This window comes from Bacillus sp. Je.9.29.b, assembly GCF_051129925.1.
Taxonomy (GTDB): Bacteria; Bacillota; Bacilli; order Bacillales; family Bacillaceae; genus Bacillus; species Bacillus safensis.
Window position 1 is genome coordinate 353,970 of sequence record NZ_JBCPSO010000004.1, and the last position, 16,537, is coordinate 370,506.

At 40.0% G+C, this 16,537-nt stretch carries 14 protein-coding genes and 1 pseudogene; all 15 read right to left on the reverse strand.

The genetic code is table 11. From position 1 onward, the window contains the following. Window positions 1–15: 15 nt before the first annotated feature. Window positions 16–909, reverse strand: a complete 894-nt coding sequence (iolE, locus tag AAZR19_RS10670; protein ID WP_041109780.1) for a myo-inosose-2 dehydratase — start codon at window positions 907–909, stop codon at window positions 16–18. A gap of 482 nt (window positions 910–1,391) precedes the next feature. Then, window positions 1,392–2,732 carry an alpha-glucosidase/alpha-galactosidase gene (locus AAZR19_RS10675; protein ID WP_041109311.1) on the reverse strand — a complete coding sequence of 447 codons (1,341 nt, stop codon included), beginning with the start codon at window positions 2,730–2,732 and terminating at the stop codon, window positions 1,392–1,394. A 30-nt stretch (window positions 2,733–2,762) separates the two neighbouring features. Beyond that, the gene (locus AAZR19_RS10680) at window positions 2,763–3,593 is read right to left on the reverse strand and encodes a carbohydrate ABC transporter permease (protein ID WP_024425187.1); all 831 of its coding nucleotides are present in this window, start codon (window positions 3,591–3,593) and stop codon (window positions 2,763–2,765) included. Continuing rightward, window positions 3,593–4,525 carry a carbohydrate ABC transporter permease gene (locus tag AAZR19_RS10685; RefSeq protein WP_434703099.1) on the reverse strand — a complete coding sequence of 311 codons (933 nt, stop codon included), beginning with the start codon at window positions 4,523–4,525 and terminating at the stop codon, window positions 3,593–3,595. Before AAZR19_RS10685 ends, AAZR19_RS10680 begins: the two co-directional genes overlap by 1 nt. A gap of 30 nt (window positions 4,526–4,555) precedes the next feature. Further along, on the reverse strand, window positions 4,556–5,812 hold the full coding sequence (locus AAZR19_RS10690; protein ID WP_212048915.1) for an ABC transporter substrate-binding protein: 1,257 nt from the start codon (window positions 5,810–5,812) through the stop codon (window positions 4,556–4,558). A 218-nt stretch (window positions 5,813–6,030) separates the two neighbouring features. Beyond that, complete coding sequence (locus AAZR19_RS10695) at window positions 6,031–7,071, reverse strand: LacI family DNA-binding transcriptional regulator (protein ID WP_254001715.1); 1,041 nt, start codon at window positions 7,069–7,071, stop codon at window positions 6,031–6,033. Window positions 7,072–7,256: 185 nt separating this feature from the next. Next, window positions 7,257–7,949 (reverse strand): D-allulose 6-phosphate 3-epimerase, encoded by a 693-nt coding sequence (gene alsE / locus AAZR19_RS10700; RefSeq protein ID WP_041109318.1) that lies wholly within the window; start codon window positions 7,947–7,949, stop codon window positions 7,257–7,259. 17 nt (window positions 7,950–7,966) lie between these two features. Continuing rightward, window positions 7,967–9,229, reverse strand: a complete 1,263-nt coding sequence (locus AAZR19_RS10705; protein WP_041109320.1) for a PTS ascorbate transporter subunit IIC — start codon at window positions 9,227–9,229, stop codon at window positions 7,967–7,969. 25 nt (window positions 9,230–9,254) lie between these two features. After that, window positions 9,255–9,521, reverse strand: coding sequence for a PTS sugar transporter subunit IIB (locus AAZR19_RS10710; protein ID WP_024425192.1), 267 nt, complete (start codon window positions 9,519–9,521; stop codon window positions 9,255–9,257). Window positions 9,522–9,536: 15 nt separating this feature from the next. Continuing rightward, window positions 9,537–11,609, reverse strand: coding sequence for a BglG family transcription antiterminator (locus AAZR19_RS10715; protein WP_434703158.1), 2,073 nt, complete (start codon window positions 11,607–11,609; stop codon window positions 9,537–9,539). A gap of 474 nt (window positions 11,610–12,083) precedes the next feature. Then, the gene (locus tag AAZR19_RS10720; RefSeq protein WP_434703102.1) at window positions 12,084–13,031 is read right to left on the reverse strand and encodes a HaeIII family restriction endonuclease; all 948 of its coding nucleotides are present in this window, start codon (window positions 13,029–13,031) and stop codon (window positions 12,084–12,086) included. Further along, window positions 13,031–13,990 carry a DNA cytosine methyltransferase gene (locus AAZR19_RS10725; protein WP_434703104.1) on the reverse strand — a complete coding sequence of 320 codons (960 nt, stop codon included), beginning with the start codon at window positions 13,988–13,990 and terminating at the stop codon, window positions 13,031–13,033. The genes AAZR19_RS10720 and AAZR19_RS10725 overlap by 1 nt, the downstream gene beginning before the upstream one ends. Before the next feature lie 171 nt (window positions 13,991–14,161). Beyond that, window positions 14,162–14,350, reverse strand: a pseudogene (locus AAZR19_RS10730) (T7SS effector LXG polymorphic toxin); the annotation flags it as partial. A 590-nt stretch (window positions 14,351–14,940) separates the two neighbouring features. Then, window positions 14,941–15,381, reverse strand: a complete 441-nt coding sequence (locus tag AAZR19_RS10735) for a rhs-associated protein (protein WP_101677122.1) — start codon at window positions 15,379–15,381, stop codon at window positions 14,941–14,943. An 89-nt stretch (window positions 15,382–15,470) separates the two neighbouring features. Further along, window positions 15,471–16,433, reverse strand: a complete 963-nt coding sequence (locus AAZR19_RS10740; RefSeq protein ID WP_434703107.1) for a helix-turn-helix transcriptional regulator — start codon at window positions 16,431–16,433, stop codon at window positions 15,471–15,473. Between the last annotated feature and the right edge of the window lie 104 nt (window positions 16,434–16,537).

Sequence of the window (16,537 nt, forward strand, 5' to 3'; positions counted from 1 at the left end):
TTTCTCCTGTTCTCTTTAAGAATGAATAGCCAAGTTTTCATCAATATACTGACGAGCCTTTAATGCATATTCTAAAGGATGGGCAATCGCAGGATTTTGTTCAGCTTCAATGACGATCCACCCTTTATAGCCATGACTGATTAACAAACGGTATACTTCATTAAAATCGATACAGCCATCCCCAGGTACTGTAAACAGTCCATTTAAGAAAGATTCTGAAAAAGACAATTCTTTTTGACGACAGCTTTCCATCACTTCTTTTCTCACATCTTTAAAATGCACGTGCTGGATACGGTCGATATGCAGCTTGAGCAAGGATAAATAATCGCCATCTGATACGTAAATATGTCCAGTATCATATAGAAGGTGAACATACCGAGGGTCTGTTCCAGCTAAAAGACGTGTGACATCTGATAAGGTTTGTACCCCTGTTCCGAGATGATGATGATAGGCTAGTTTGAGATGATAACTGTTTGCTATTTGACCTAATTCATTGAGACCTTCTAAAAGCAGAGCCCATTCCTCACCTGTGAAAGATGGCTGATGCTGATAGATGTTGATGTTTTCTTTTTGAATGGAATACGTTTGCTCTGAGACTACAGCTACACTAGCATGAATGTCTTGCAAGTACTGACAATGCTTTTTGAATGCTTGTATTGAAGCCGCTAAACCATCTCGTATCATGTAACTGCTAAACCATTTTCCAGCTATTTTTAAATTGCGAAGTTTTAGTTCTTTATTCAAGACAGCTGGTTCTGGAAAGAAACCACCTGCTTCAGTTCCTTCAAAACCAGCGACACAAATATCACTTAATAAATGAGATAGTGTGTTTTCAGCGCCAAGTGCTGGAATGTCATCGTTCCTCCATCCAATAGGCGCGATGCCCCATAAAATTTCTTCTTTAGACACGTTGTTTGTCACCATCCTTTTATTCATCATCTTTATTTCCACCAAACTTTATCACGAGTTAACCAATGTAGTGGTGATTAATTGGGTAACTAATGGTTAAGTTTGAGGTAATCATAATATTAAAAGCGCTTTCAGTCAATTATTTTTCTGAATTTTTTCTATTTATTTGTGATTTTTTGTATAAAAAAACCTGATGGCATTTGCACATCAGGTCTTGTTCCTTATTCTATAGATTTGACTTAATTTTAATGATAGATTCACCGTAATGCTTCATGGATTCTTTTAGATCTTCAATAAACTTTTTCGCATATGTTTTCATAATGAATGACTCCTTCGTTTTTCGGATTCTTTCATTATGAAGACAGTGTGTTTTATTTGCAAAACAGATGAAAGCGTCAACAAACTTTCAATTCATTCATTTGTCTCTTTTTCCTGTGATTTTCACCGACTCCTATTTTTTTAAAAAAGATTGATTGACATGATTAATTTGACGATGATGATGAAGCGCTATACTGTGTAGTCCCTTTGTAGGCTGGCAGTATATCCCCATGCGCTTCAATGAGGTCGTCGCAAAGATTCACGATGTCATCAATTGATAGTTCAGCGCTAGTGTGTGGATCCAGTAAAGCCGCTTGATAAATGTGTTCTTTTTTACCGCTGATTGCTGCTTCAATTGTCATCAGCTGTGAGCTGATATTCGTTCGATTGAGTCCAGCCAATTGTTCAGGTATTTCTCCAACATAGCAAGGCATAATGCCGCTTCGATCTGCCACACACGGTACTTCTACACAGGCTTTTTCAGGCAGGTTGTCAATGAGCCTGCCAGTGTTCAGAACATTTCCGCCAAATTTAAAAGGAACGTTCGTTTCGATCGCTTCAATGATCCGGGAACCATATTCTTTTGACCGGGTATGTGTGATCTGTGTGTTTCCCACAAGGTCATGCTTCATTGTATTCCAATTGTTGATTTGTTCCTCGCAGCGTCTCGGGTATTCATCGAGCGGAATGTTAAACTGACCGATTAGTTCTGGGTACCTTGATTTGATGAAATATGGATGGTATTCGGCATTGTGTTCTGAGGATTCTGTGACATAGTAGCCGAATTTATCCATCAGTTCAAAACGAACCATATCATGATGCCGCGATTGCTGTTTTTCTTTTGCTCGTCTTTTGATTTCTGGATACAAGTCTTTACCATCCCGTTTCACCTCTAATAACCATGCCATATGGTTAATGCCGGCGATTTTTTCTTCAATGCCTTCATGATCCATTTCAAGAGATTCAAATAGGTCCTTTGTACAGACTTGCACACTATGACAGAGACCAATCGTTTGAACCTGAGTATAGCGCAGCATCGCCCCAGTCAATGTGGCCATTGGGTTCGTGTAATTTAACAATAAAGCATTTGGGCAAACCTCTTCCATATCCTTTGCAAAGTCAAGCATGACAGGGATTGTTCGAAGGGAGCGGAAGATGCCGCCGATCCCTACCGTATCCGCAATCGTTTGTCTTAATCCGTATTTTTTTGGTATTTCAAAATCAATGACAGTACTTGGACGGTAGCCTCCAACTTGGATGGCATTGATGACATATTTTGCATCCTTTAAGGCTTCTTTGCGGTTGTGATAGGACTGGATGGTCACGTTTGCACCGTAATTTGCTTTTAAATGCGACAGCATTGTTTCTGATTCTTTCAGCCGGTTGTGGTCGATATCATATAATGCGAATTCAAAGCCTGCAAGGGCGGGAACAAACAGACAATCTCCTAATATATTTTTAGCAAACACGGTACTCCCTGCACCGATAAATGTAATTTTAGACATAGACACTCTCCTTTTTACATCCATATTGGGCTAGCCTTTGACAGAGCCTTGTGAAAGCCCTGCGATAAAATATTTTTGCAAAAGTAAAAACATCGTGACCATTGGCAGCATCGCAATGAGTGCAGCTGCCCCAACGAGCTGAAGCTGATGCTGATTTTGACCAAAAAAATGGGATAAGGCGACTGTGAGTGTATGCATCTCTTTATCTTGCAAAAAGAAGATAGCAAATTGATAGTCGTTCCAAATATACACGCAGGCAATGATTAATACAGAAGCGGTAATGGGCTTCAGAAGCGGAAAAACGACAGTGAAAAAAACTCTGAGTGTCCCTGCTCCATCAATACGGGCAGCTTCTTCAAGCTCCTTTGGAATTGTCGACCGGATAAAGCCTGCATATAAGAAAATTGTCAGCGGCAAAAAAGCAGCGACATTATTTAAAATAGCAATTTGATAGGTATTCATCATCCCGATTTGAACGACCATTTTATAGAGCGGGACAAGGGCTGTGAGTGGTGGAATGACCATAATGGCAATAAATAAAACATAGACCGCTTTATTCAGCTTTGTGTTCCTTCTTGCAAGCGGATAGGCTGCAAGAGATCCAAAGATAATGAGCAATACAGCGGAACTGAACGTAATGATCACTGTATTCAAAAAGGACTGGCCAAGCTGAGCCTCTGTCCATGCTGTGCGGAAGTTTTCAAGATGCAGCGCTTTTGGAAACAGCCATTTTGAACTAAAATCTCCTATCCCCTTTAATGATGTCGTCACCAAAATATAAAATGGAATGAGGTGCAGCAATGTGATCAATAGTGCGAGGACGGAGTACCATCTTTTCTTGCGTTTATAGGCGTTATCCATCACACCTCGGTCTCCTTTCGTTTGAAATAAATCAGCGCTGCGACACTAATGACAAGGATGATGACCGCCATGAATACCCCTTGCGTCGCTGCATAGCCTGCATCCTGACGTTTGAAATACAGATCATACATAAAGGTCGACATAGATTGCGAGGAATCTCCAGGTCCGCCGCCCGTGAGTGCCACAATGACATCAAAGAGCTTGAGCCCGCCAATGACATTCAGCACAACATTAATGGTGATCGACGGCATCAGCAGCGGCAATGTAATCCGCCTGAATTGCTGGAAGCTCGATGCGCCGTCTAATTGAGCCGCTTCATAATAATCCTTAGGAATACTTTGAAGTCCTGCTAAATAAATGATCATCGCAATCCCGACGAATTGATATGTGTTGACAAGCACAATGATCCATGTGTTTAATTCCGGGTTGCCGAGCGCATTTATTTGATCAAATCCAAAAAGCGTCACCACATCATTTAAGGCACCGCCTTGGTAAGCAAACACAAAATACCAAATATAGCCCATCGCAATCGGGCTGATCATGACAGGTAAATAGATGACCGTTCTTGTGATGGCTTTCATCTTTAAGCTTTGATTTAATAAAAGAGCATATCCAAGTCCGATGATATTTTGCAAGATGGTGCTCCCAATTCCATAGAGAAGCGTGTTTTTGACAACAAGCCATGTCGCTTGATCCTGAAGCAGCCTTTGATATTGCTCTAGACCAATCCATTGATAAGTTTGTGAGAAACCGTTCCAATTTGTAAAAGAAAGCAGAATGCCGTTCAAAAAAGGATAAATGATAAAGGTACTGACGACGAGAACAGCTGGCATGTACATCCACCAAAGTGAGGAATTCTGGCGTTTTTGTATGTTTTGTTTTGGTAAAGAGGTGAATGCGGCTGGCTGCTTTGCTTTTGTGATGTCATTCATTGGCTTCACTCCTGTTTCAGCATCCATCAGCTATTGTTTTTTCAGACGCTTATATTCCTCTTCCATTTTCTTTGATAACTGTTCTGGTGTGATGGAGCCTGCTAATAATTCTTGACCCGTTGTTGCCATGACTGCCCACATTCCGCTTGGTAAGTATTTTCGATCGAAATACGGTTCAATCTTCACCTGTTCGTATTGATCGTAAAATGTAGAGTAATAGTTTTTCGCTTTCACTTGTTTTAGAGCTGTTTCAGAGGATGTGCCCTCTGCGATTTTTTTTGCGTTTTCAGGTTTTGCTAAAAAATCGATGAATTGTTTTGCTTCTTTTAGATGCTTAGAGTCTTTCCAAGCAGCAACAGTAAAACGTTCTCCTCCAATCCAGCTTTGTTCATCTCCTTCATGAATGGCTGGAACAGGCATCGTACCTACTTTGATCGATGAATTCAGTTCTGTTGCTTCAGGTCCTAAAGATCCACCGACAAAGGTGAAGGCGATTTTGTTTTGTGCCATGAGTTCAGGCGCTTGAGAGAGTTTCGCTGTCAGGACATCCTTGTTTAAAAGGTCTTGATCCTTCAGATCTTTCATGAATTGTGCAAGCGGTGTATAGAGAGACCAATCAAATGATCCGTTTTCAAGTTCCTTTCCGTATTGATGCTTTTGATCGGTGATTAATAAAGGCGTCGCCAGCTCATCAAAGACCTGGGCAATATTTGAGTTATCTCCTCCTGGTATCCAGAGCGGCACAACATCTCCTTTGCTCTTTTCTTTCACTGTCAGCAAAGCAGATTTTAATTCATCAAGTGTTCTAGGGACTTCTATGCCATATTCCTTTAATAGATTGGCATTAAAGCTAAGCCCGTCTTTTGCTTGATTCAGCGGATAAGCGTACACTTTCCCATCTTGGTCTTTTAAAATCTGGTCGAGTGAAGGATCAAGCTGTTTGACCCAATCCATCTCTTTTAAATCAGCCACATACTCGCTATAGCGCAGTTTGGCCCAGCCATGTGTATCAAACAGATCTGGCATATCGTTTGCTCCCATTTTGACGCGGATCATATCTTCATAGCTGTTGCCTGGGAAATTAGCATCGATTCGAATCTGCTCATGCTCCTTCTCAAACTCGCGAATGACTTCTTCAAACGCTTTTCTTTCCCCGCTGTTGCTCATCGTTGAAAATAGCGTCAAGGTGACCTTTCCATTTGCTTCAGATGAGCTGTTATTACCGCAAGCAGACAAAATCATGGTCAAGAACATGGCTGCAGTCAGCAGCATGATTTTTTTATTCATGGTTTCCTCCTTTTAATCACTGAAAATTCAGACGATAATCGGTAGAATTCATGCAGTTGCGGAAACAAAGGAAGTCCATTATACTGGAATTCTATTCTTTTCTAAGAGATAAGAGAGCATACCGGCAGGCTGCCTTATGTTCAGCATGATCTGGCCATCATGCTATGCAGCTTGCTTTCTGCTTTTTTGTCTCTTTTTTGTGTGCTGAAATCTATGGTTCACCCCCTTTCATGGATGAGACAGGTACTGCCTCGCTCGATGAGTGTTGTTGGCACGACGACTTTTAGAGGAAGTTTTCTTCCGTTTATTCTCTCAAGCAAAAGCTTCAGACCGACTTCCCCCATTTCTTCTGTATATACTTTGACGGTCGTAAGCGGCGGGCTTGAAAATGACGCGGCTTCAATGTCATTAAATCCAACAATGGATACATCTGAAGGCACGTGTAGACCGGCTTCATGCAGAGCGCGCATTGCGCCGATTGCCATAGAGTCACTTCCAATGAAAAAGGCTTGCGGCAGTTTTCCCTTTTTGATCGCTTGCTGCATAAGCGTATAGCCTTCTTGCATGGAGTATTCACCAATGTGGATGTCTTCCATATGAAGAGCTCCCGCCTCCTGCATTCTTTTCATAAACGTCGTTTGTCTTTCGTCCTCAATCACAGCATTACCTTCGAAATAATGCTCCCGCTCTTTCCCGCCAATATAGCCTAGATGTGTATAGCCGAGAGATTGCAGATGACGAATGGCACGATCTGCCGCTCTGACAAAGTCCACATGTACACAATCATACAAATCTTCATCTGCATAATGATTGATAAAAACAATGTGTTCCATTCGATTTGTCATTTTTTCAACCGTATCGGGGCTGATTCGTCCAATGACGATCAAGCCGTCAATATCCTTTAGCATCGCCCCTTTATCCATGCTTCTTAGACGAAAGGTATGGAGAGTGGACAGGCCTTGTTTGGCATATTCTTTTTCAATTCCTTTTCGAATCGATGAAAAAAAGGGATCATTTAATTCTTCGTCAATGGATTGAGCGACAACAACACCGATGACTGGGGATTCAGATGGGCTTTTTTCTTCTGCTTGATCGGCTTTTCTTGCTCTCACTGGGGTATAGTTTAATTTCTTAGCAATGTCGAGGATGTTTTGTCTCGTTGTGTGTGAAACGGCAAGCGTTTGATCGCCATTTAACACACGGGAAACAGTGGAAACGGACACTTTTGCATCATGAGCAATATCTTTGAGTGTGGTCATAGGCAAACTCCTCATCGTTATTTGACTAAATATTTACTAAAGATATTTGAAGGATAACACATAAATAAAGCGCTTTCAATCATGGATTTGTGATTTTTATTTTGTTTTCGGGTAAGTTTTGGTGAATGAATTGTGTTTTAGTAAAATTTGCGTAAAAAAGAGGATGGATTTCATCCTCTTTTTTACTAACGTGATTCGATTGAGGCTGTTTCTTTTGCAAATATTTGCTTCATTCTTTCCCAAGCAGTGTCGAGTTCTTTATGAAGTCCAAATAAACCTGAGGTGCCGATGATGTAAATCTCATTTCCAGCCTCAGCAAGCAACCGGAACGTGCTCTCATTACAAGAGCCGTCTACTTCAATTGAAAACGAGTATCCTCCGTGTTTTTTGATATCTCTCACCTGTTTAATTTTTTGAAGCATTTCTTTAATAAAAGGCTGTCCGGCAAAGCCTGGATCGATCGTCATGATCGTCACTCTGTCTATTAAATGAATAAAGGAATCTAGCGCCGCAACTGGTGTGGCGGGATTTAGAACAAAGCCAACCTCACATTTTCTTTGGTGAATATGCCGGATGATTCGAAAGGCATCTTTTTGCACGACTTCTGGGTGTAAACAAATCATCGTTGCGCCTGCATCAATACATGCATCGATTAAAAATTCCTGCGGATGTTCGGCCATTAGATGAACATCAATCGGTAAATTTGTCAGTTTCCGAAGCTGTTCAATGAAAAAGGGTGATAACGTAATATTCTTCACATAATGTCCATCCATCACGTCGACATGGTACCGGTCTGCTCTTGTGTTGAGAAGATGAATTTGTTCACGGAAGTGCGTTAGATCCATGCACATCAGTGAAGGTGAAAAAATGGCTGTCATTCTCAGGCTCCTCCTTTTTACAGCTGAAATAAAAACTGGATCAATCCAATCAAGATTCCGATGATACCAAAGTCTGTATCTCCAAACGTTGTCCCTTCAAAGCCAAGGGCTCCTAACACAGGTAATAAACAGGCAGGTAAAAAGGAAAGAAGCAATCCATTTACAAATGCCCCAGCGACAGCACCTCTTACCCCTCCTGTTGCATTGCCATACACTCCTGCTGTAGCACCGCAAAAAAAGTGCGGGACAAGTCCAGGGACAATGACAGTTAAACCAAACAAAGGTAAAAGAAAAATGGATACAATGCCTCCTGCAAAGCTGCATAAAAAACCGATAATGACCGCATTTGGCGCAAATGGAAAAACGGTTGGCGCATCAAGTGCCGGCTTTGCCCCCTTCACGAATCGATCGGCAATTCCTTTAAACGCAGGCACGATCTCGCCAATGGCCATCCGTACCCCTGCTAAAATAATGTACACACCAGCAGCAAACGTAATCGCCTGAATGAGAATGAAGACAGCGAAGTTCGTGCCCCCGCTAATTTGTTCTATATAAGGAATTCCTGCAAACGGTGCAATCGCAAAGAACAGCAAAGCCATCGTAATCGAAATGGCAACAGATGTATCTCTTAGAAAACCGAGTGATTTAGGCACTTGAATGGTTTCCGTTGATTTTTCTGGAGATCCAACCCATTTGCCGATCATTCCCGCAGTAAAATAACCGAAAGTACTGAAGTGTCCGAGCGCGAGATCATTGCTTCCGGTGACTTTCCTCGTAAACGGTTGAAGGATTGCGGGTGCAATGACCATAGCTGCACCTAATATCATTGAGCCAGTGGAAATGAGCAGCCACCCGTGCAGGCCAGCTGTCGAGAGAACGACGGCGAGCATCGCCGCCATATACAACGTGTGGTGACCAGTCAAAAAGACGTATTTAAGGGGTGTGAATCTTGCAAGTAACAAATTGACCAGCATACCAAAAATCATGATGAGTGCTGTCTGTGTACCGAATTCCTTTTGAGCAATGGCGGCCATAGCATCTGTATTTGGGACAACCCCTTGAATGTGAAAGGCTGCTTCAAACATCTTTCGAAAAACCCCAAGTGAATCAGAGACGACTGTAGCGCCCGCCCCTAATATTAAGAAGCCCATGGTTGTTTTCAAGGTGCCTGACACAGTGTCTGCAGCTGATTTTTTCTGCAAAAGTAAACCGGCTAGTGCAAATAAACCGATGAGAATGGCAGGTGTGCCCAATATATCGTTCATGATTAGTTCTATCATGATGTGAATCCCCCTTTTTCATGACTTAAATGTGTTGACGAAGGACGTCTTTAATGGCTTCCTGGTCTAGTAAATTATTTAAGCCAGCCACATTTCTTGTGCCGTCATTCAGCTGGTCAATAATATCAGCTGCGCCGATATAAAGGTCTGCTTGTTCATTTTTACTTGTACTGAGATCGGTATGATCTACTTCAGCTTTAAGACCTAATTCTTCTAATGCTTTTTTGACATTCATTTCTACAATAAAGCTGCTTCCTAACCCGTTTCCACATACAACAAGAATTTTTTTCATTGTCTTACTCCCCCTTTATACTTGTGAAAATTGATCAATTAGTTTTTGGACCGATGCTAAATCTTCTGCTTCAATCAATTGTTTCGTGCGTTTCTCTTCACTTAACAGCATGGTCAGCTGTTTAAGTGCTTTCAAGTGGCTCATGCTGTCAATAGCGGCTAACACAATGACGAGCCGCACCTGCTTTTTTCCATCCTTTGAAAACGAAATGGGCTGGTTGAATGACATGAGCGTCATGCTCAATTTGTTCACGCCATCCTCGGGCCTTGCATGTGGGATGGCCACTTGTGGTGCAATGACAATATAAGGACCATTTTGATGAACAGACTGTATCATGGCTTCTACATAACTTGGTTTAATAGCATTTTGATCAAGTAAAGGCTGCGCCGCTTTTGTAATCGCCTCTTGCCATGTGTCTGCTGTTTGGTGGAGCTTGATGGTTTGTTCTGTTAATAAATCATTTAACACTGGGTTCCACCCTTTCTGATAGGATACATATGTGGGATGAAGCAGCTCCCGAATGTCATGAAGCAGTGCTTGTTTATTTTGAACGATGGTATGCTGCTGAATGATGTTGAATAGAGCGTTTACATACCCCTCGTCAATCTTCGTTTCTGAGCCTTTTCCGTATTGAAGTAATGTTTTTTTCTCATAGGCAGTTAAAATAGGATGAACGAGATGAACTGGTTTTCCTTTAAATGAAATAGGTGTTGTGGACACAACGAAATCTGCATCAACTGCTGCTAATTCTTCATATGCACGCTTTGATAACAGTCCGCGTACTTCGATGTAGCCGATTAATTCGAGAAGCTGAGTTTTCAGCATGTTACTTGTGCCAATTCCTTCTCCGCAGACAATGTATACAGAACGCCTAACAATGGATGAAATTCCTTCTCTTCTCATCCAGCTGCCAAAATGCATGGTGAGATATGCAATTTCATGGTCACTCAACTTTGAACAGGCCGCCTTTTCTAAATGACATGCAACTTTCTGAGTGATTTCAAACACTTCTGGCTGTGCTTTTTTGATAGAATCCGTCAGTTCGTTGATCATACCAATGTGATAGATGAGTCTGTAATAGGCTGGAATTAAATGCATTGTTAAGTTTTGCTCCAATGCTTTAGGTTCTTGAAAGGAAATACAAGCATATCGCTGAAAGTCCAATATCATTTGTCTGGCGATGGTGCGAATGAGATGTTCTTCTGGTTTTTTAATTGATGGAAGTTTTTGTTTTTTGGCACTGAGCCATAAGGTGCTAAGAAAATAGATCTCATCATCATGAACAATGAGACTGGCCTCTTTTTGAATCTGCGCCATGAAACGAATAGCAGCCAAGCATTCCTCTGTTTCTTGCAATGTTCGCTTTTCTTCGTTTGAAATGTGTACAGCATGCCCTAGCTTCATCCGCTTGAAGTAGAAAAAGAGATCCAAAGAGAGCTGATCCAGCATCTCATCTGCAAATTCAAGCTTAAGTTCTTGTTCTGACTGCTGGAGGAGATGGTGTACCCGTTTGGATGAAATTGGTCCCTTTAACCAAAACGACGGAAACGTTTTTTCGTTTTTTATCATGGTGCGAATGAAATGTATATAAGGTTTGAGTGCCAATCGAATGGCTCTTTCGTCTCCTGAAATGACATAGCCGCTTGCTGCCTGATAGCGGAGTGTGATCTCCTGCTTGAAAAGCGCTTCTTTTAGCTGTTTCATATCCTCAAGCAATGTATTTCGGCTCACCTTTGTCATTTTCATAAAATCATCAATTCTTAGGCAATGCTCGCTGCATGCAATGGATAAAAGCAAGATAGCCCTTCGTTCCTTTACACATGGTTCATAATCGTGACCAACAAGAATGGTATCAGCTTTTTGAAGAATGACTTCTTTTTCATGAGGATTTAAATAATAGCCAAGATGGCCTTTTCGCTGCACACCACTAAGCTGATGAGTTTCCAGCCAGCTGTTCATTCGTTTGATTTCAGCGTAAACGGTTCGAGTCGAGACATTCATTCGATTCTGTAAATCTTCTATTGATAGATAAGATGTCGTATGAAGCAGCATAGATAGTAACGTCGTGCCCCTTTTGGTTAAGTACAGTTGGAATTCCTCCTTTCTTCCCTTTGCTTATAAGTCTAATCAACTCACATGCATCAAAGAAGTCCAAATGTCTTCAGCACGTGCTGTGCAGCGATTGTGTGCTTTTTTCATAAGAAAAACACACTATAAGGCTTGTATACAAAGAGTCCTTTGTCTTTTTTACGTGATAGAAAACCTTTTAAAATGCCTTTTTTTGATCCTTCAATCTAAAAAATGTTCTTCTACAAAGGTATCGCTGTAAAAAAACGGACACCGATCAAGGCACTTAAAATGCTCAAGGCGATCAGTGTCAGTAGGTTCTGGCTTCTGGGCAAATTTTCACTCATTTTGTTATTTTATTTTCACTGCTTTCTCCCTTTGCTCTATTCATCTATCGGTTCTTCTGGTGAATCGATATTCTGATGATTCGATAGATTGAGAAATATGGAACTCTAGGCAAAATAAAAAGAGCCCATTAATGGACTCTTTGAATTATTACCAGCCTAAAGTCTGTCTGAATAGGTTTGGTGGTAATCCTACAAGTTGAACATCAAGTTTCAATGATCCTTCAACTCTGGAACTAGCGTTATGAATACGAGCAGAGATTGTCCAACCTTCATCAAGAACAATTAAAATCGTGTTATCTGATTCAGGCTTGAAATGAATATCATAAAATCTTGTTGGTAGTCTGAATTGCTGCATTTTTAGAGTTGGTCTTACGCCAAGAGATCCCTGATTCAATGTTCCTTGTAAGTTGAAACCTTGGAGCTCGGTTGTTCTGCGACCAGTTTTAACAATCGCTTTGTAGAAATCGTGTCTTCCCAATAAGTACGTCAATAATCTTTGAGGAATCTGACCACGATAAATCCCATCTAGTCTCCACAATTCATCAATTAACGCATTAAGGACGGGTATATAATATCGAGTAGCCTTATCAGGGATCTGGTTCCATAACGTACCTTGCGTTCTTAAATTACTTAGCTCTTTAAAGATTGGTACTATTTGGCGGAAATAATCAGCTGTTGAATTATAACCAAACCAGGAATCGCCTACATCAATTGTTGCTGATAAACGTGAATGCTTAAGAGCAGCATGATTATTCTTACAAGAGATTCCTATCTCCCAACCTTCAGTGCTCCTAACAGCTAGCACGTCACGAACATCACCAGCTTGACCTGCTGAATCAGGTAATATTGAAAGCTGTAAAGTTCCATTGTCATGAGTTAAACGTGGCTCTAATTGAAGAATGGTATTTATTCCTGCGTCAGCACCTTCACTCATTTTCTGTTGTGTCATCTGTGGAAGGGATAAAAAAGCGTTATGCGCTGTTTCTAACTGAGGAGAACCAATTACTTGAACATTAGCTCGTCCATTTAAAGATTGTTCAAGAGATTGTAAAAATGCAAACTCTAAGGACTTTCCATTTACTGTTTGACTTGCCATTAAATCACTACCTTCGTTTTCTCTCTTTCTATAGCTTTCTCGAGTGCTTCGGCAAATTTGTACCCAACGGCTTCGGCAAGTTTCGGTGGAACAGCATTTCCAATCTGCTTATACTTACTAGTTAAATCCCCTTCAAATACAAGAGATTCTGGAAATGTTTGAACAGCCGCAGCCTCCTGCCAGCTGAATCGTCTTGTTGTTCCTTCACCGAATTTCCATAAATCTTTTTCAAGTTTAATCATATCTGGTGAACTTGGATGTAGTGTTACTTGTTTAGCCATTGCTGGTATAGTGTAACTCACATTATCCCAATCACGTTTTCTGTTTCGACTCATGTATCTTGATGAATATGGATCTTGACAAACATCATTTGAATTTGGTTCTGGAAAATGTCCAATTGCCTCTCTAAGAGAAATTCGACCAGTGGGCTCGGGAAACTCAAACCCTTTATCAATATCTTGTCTGATTCCGACTAGAATTACTCGTTCACGATCCTGTGGAACTTGATAATCGGCAGCATTAAGAACTCGGTGATACAGATTGTAACCTTTTGAACTAAAGTCTTCAACAATTTTCTTTAAGATCAGACCATCTTCCATTGTTGTAAGTCCTTTAACGTTTTCCGCTAGGAATCCAATCGGCTGTTTAGCCTCTACAACTCTACAAAGTTCTAAATATAATTTATTTCGTACATCAAGAGCTTGGCGTGGACCAGCTGCCGAGAATCCTTGACACGGAAATCCACCGGTAACTATGTCAATATCGTCTGGAATTTCATCTGCACTAATATTTTCTACTTTGCCGGGTACTACAATTGCATCTGACCACTTCGAAAAAGTCTTACAAGCATCCTTGTCCATATCATTGGCAAAGATCGTCTGGAATTTTCCAGTTGCTTCTAATCCTAAGTCTAGACCACCAGCCCCACAAAATAAAGAGATTACTTTAAATTTTTTCATATTATTTACACCTCATAACTTGTATTATATCTTTTTTTATCTGCTTATCCAACCATTTAAAATTGGAATGATTACACGAACTCTTGTTCTCATTTTACTATATATGACCAAGCTTGTAAAAATAAAAAAGGAAGATTGGCACTTTTTGTTCCTTTTGATATTGAGGTATTAAGTAGATTGCTTCTCAATATCGATTTTTGCCTTGTAGATTTCACTATTTGATATGCATTCTTATCAAAATTCATAGTCGAAATCGCTTTTCCGTCATTTGTCGCATTCAACATTTGAACGTACAATGCCATTGTAGCTTGCTGATCCGTCTCTGACAGCATATTCATCTTTTAAATTTTGAGCAAGCTGCAATGCTTTTCGATTGCTTCAATGTCTCTTTAGAAACAGAACCCCTGAGCTTCATGTTACTCGTCTCTTGCCTAGTAAGCACCACCTTACGCTATTCGCTTAAATAGATTTTTCAATGATGACTACACTCCGAGAGGATGCCAAGTATAGTCAATCATCAAATATAATGAAAACTGTCCTCGATACGGCTGCCGGACCAGCTGCTATCCAGGCTCAGAATGTCCCTCTCGTATGGCCACATTCCTCACACCTTTGTTACGTATCCAGATACGCCATTGATAAGGGAAAGGCGCGTTTCCCAATAAAAAAAAGCGGACACCAATCAAGGCACTTAAAGTGCTCAATGATCAGCGACCGCAGGTTCTTCCTTCTGGACAAAATATTCACGTTCGTTTTCTTGTCTCTATCATACGATGATCCACTTAGGAAAAAAGGTTCCCTTTTTATTCCTAGTTTTTATCGGCTTTTTATCAGTTTTTTCTCGGTATGAAGTCCAATAAACATAAAAACCATGATAGGAATAAAGCCAATCATGGTTTTTTTACTTCCTACTATAAATCTTTTATTTTTCCTATACGTGACGATCAAAATTATTTGTTGTTTAAACTAAATCCGAAATCCAAATAGTTTTCAAATGAAAGACAGATACACCAATCCCCTTCTAATGATATAAAGTAGTGATGCTGTGGGATATCTAAAAAATAGACTAGTAACTCTTTTAAATGTTTTAATTCAAACTGGTACCCAAACTCTGTAAGGTTATCCCCTATGTAAATTACTTGTAAGTCATTAGCTAAATATTTTTCTTTTAATTCAGTTATAAATAGAAGAGCATCAGAAAGTAACGATTCATTATTTGAGCTCTTACTATGGTGTTTATTGGTTTGTAACCAATTTATTTTTGAACCAGCAAAAACAAATTTTTGTTCTATTAAATCTAAATAAATTTCTGGATTTTCATGTACTTTGACATATTTAAGTAGGTCTTTTAATTCCAAATCCTTTATTAGATCTTCATCATAAGAATTCAATAAAATGAACCCCTTTATCTAAATGTATTTATTTAACTACCTTCTTGTCAAAATTCATAGGAATCGCTGTGAGGTCTAACCAGCATTGATTATGGACAATATAGGAGGAGTCTCTCTTGTAAACCTTCCAAGATTTCTACAGGCATTTCCCTGACCTTGATATCATCGCCTAGGAAAAATAGCCAATTTGTCATTTCTGTTATTTCTTCTGAATGATTAACATCGATAAAAGTCTTTAAAATGGCTGTAGTTTGGTAAGGATTCGTATAAGAAATTGACATTTTGAAAGGATGGTATTTTTTGAACTGTGCAATTGCCTTTGGACCAAGTTCAAGGACAAGGTTGATTACTTCCTCCTGCTTACTTAGCTTTTTTAACATCTTTTTCCTGCTTAATCTATTTTTTGTAGAGCATGGTTCTACATCTGTGAGGTTGTCGACAGGCAAAATCCGTTTCTTCTCCTCCTTTAAATCAAAGCCTTCAATCAGCCACAGGCTTTTTTCACGATAAAGATTCAAGAGGTAAATAGGATAGGACTTTATCACGTTCTCCTCTCTCATCGTAATCAGTAAATATCGATCCAAAATAAGCAGTTGGATTAATTTTTCTAACATGGGATGAGGGATATCTGTCAAATCAAGCAGATCAGGATTATTCGGATTAGTCCCTTCAAATAGCAAGAGGCGATTTAACAGAACAAGGTCATCTTGCTGGGTCTCTGAGATGAGTCCTAGTAATTTTTCAGCTAAAGACTGTCGACTCTTTAAATAAGGGAGTTGTTGGTTTCTTGTGGCCATAAAGGCAATAAAAAGAGCTTTAATCTCATTATCGGTAAAACGAACAGTTGGCAGGACGGAATTGTTCATCACAAAATATCCCCCGTCCCTTCCGACTTCAGCGACAAGCGGCATCCCCATAGCTTCAATTTCTCTGATGTCTCTAATTGCTGTCGAACGAGAGATATGAAATTCTCTCATGATTTCAGAAATTGTAAAGTTGGCGCGGTTGTTAATATACCGCATGATGGTATTAATCCGTTCAACTTTTTTCATCTGATCCCCCTAAACAGTATCATTTTTTGACATGATTTAAGCCTATTATATATTTATCAATTGAAAAGAAAAAACATTTGATCAATTTTTCAAAAGGAAGTGTT

Excerpts from the sequence above, each read along its gene's own strand:
- AAZR19_RS10680 (WP_024425187.1), bottom strand. The coding sequence starts at position 3,593 with ATGGATAACGCCTATAAACGCAAGAAAAGATGGTACTCCGTCCTCGCA.
- AAZR19_RS10725 (WP_434703104.1), bottom strand. The coding sequence starts at position 13,990 with ATGAAAAAATTTAAAGTAATCTCTTTATTTTGTGGGGCTGGTGGTCTA.
- AAZR19_RS10720 (WP_434703102.1), bottom strand. The coding sequence starts at position 13,031 with ATGGCAAGTCAAACAGTAAATGGAAAGTCCTTAGAGTTTGCATTTTTA.
- AAZR19_RS10705 (WP_041109320.1), bottom strand. The coding sequence starts at position 9,229 with ATGATAGAACTAATCATGAACGATATATTGGGCACACCTGCCATTCTC.
- AAZR19_RS10710 (WP_024425192.1), bottom strand. The coding sequence starts at position 9,521 with ATGAAAAAAATTCTTGTTGTATGTGGAAACGGGTTAGGAAGCAGCTTT.
- alsE (WP_041109318.1), bottom strand. The coding sequence starts at position 7,949 with ATGACAGCCATTTTTTCACCTTCACTGATGTGCATGGATCTAACGCAC.
- AAZR19_RS10690 (WP_212048915.1), bottom strand. The coding sequence starts at position 5,812 with ATGAATAAAAAAATCATGCTGCTGACTGCAGCCATGTTCTTGACCATG.
- AAZR19_RS10675 (WP_041109311.1), bottom strand. The coding sequence starts at position 2,732 with ATGTCTAAAATTACATTTATCGGTGCAGGGAGTACCGTGTTTGCTAAA.
- AAZR19_RS10685 (WP_434703099.1), bottom strand. The coding sequence starts at position 4,525 with ATGAATGACATCACAAAAGCAAAGCAGCCAGCCGCATTCACCTCTTTA.
- AAZR19_RS10695 (WP_254001715.1), bottom strand. The coding sequence starts at position 7,071 with ATGACCACACTCAAAGATATTGCTCATGATGCAAAAGTGTCCGTTTCC.
- AAZR19_RS10740 (WP_434703107.1), bottom strand. The coding sequence starts at position 16,433 with ATGAAAAAAGTTGAACGGATTAATACCATCATGCGGTATATTAACAAC.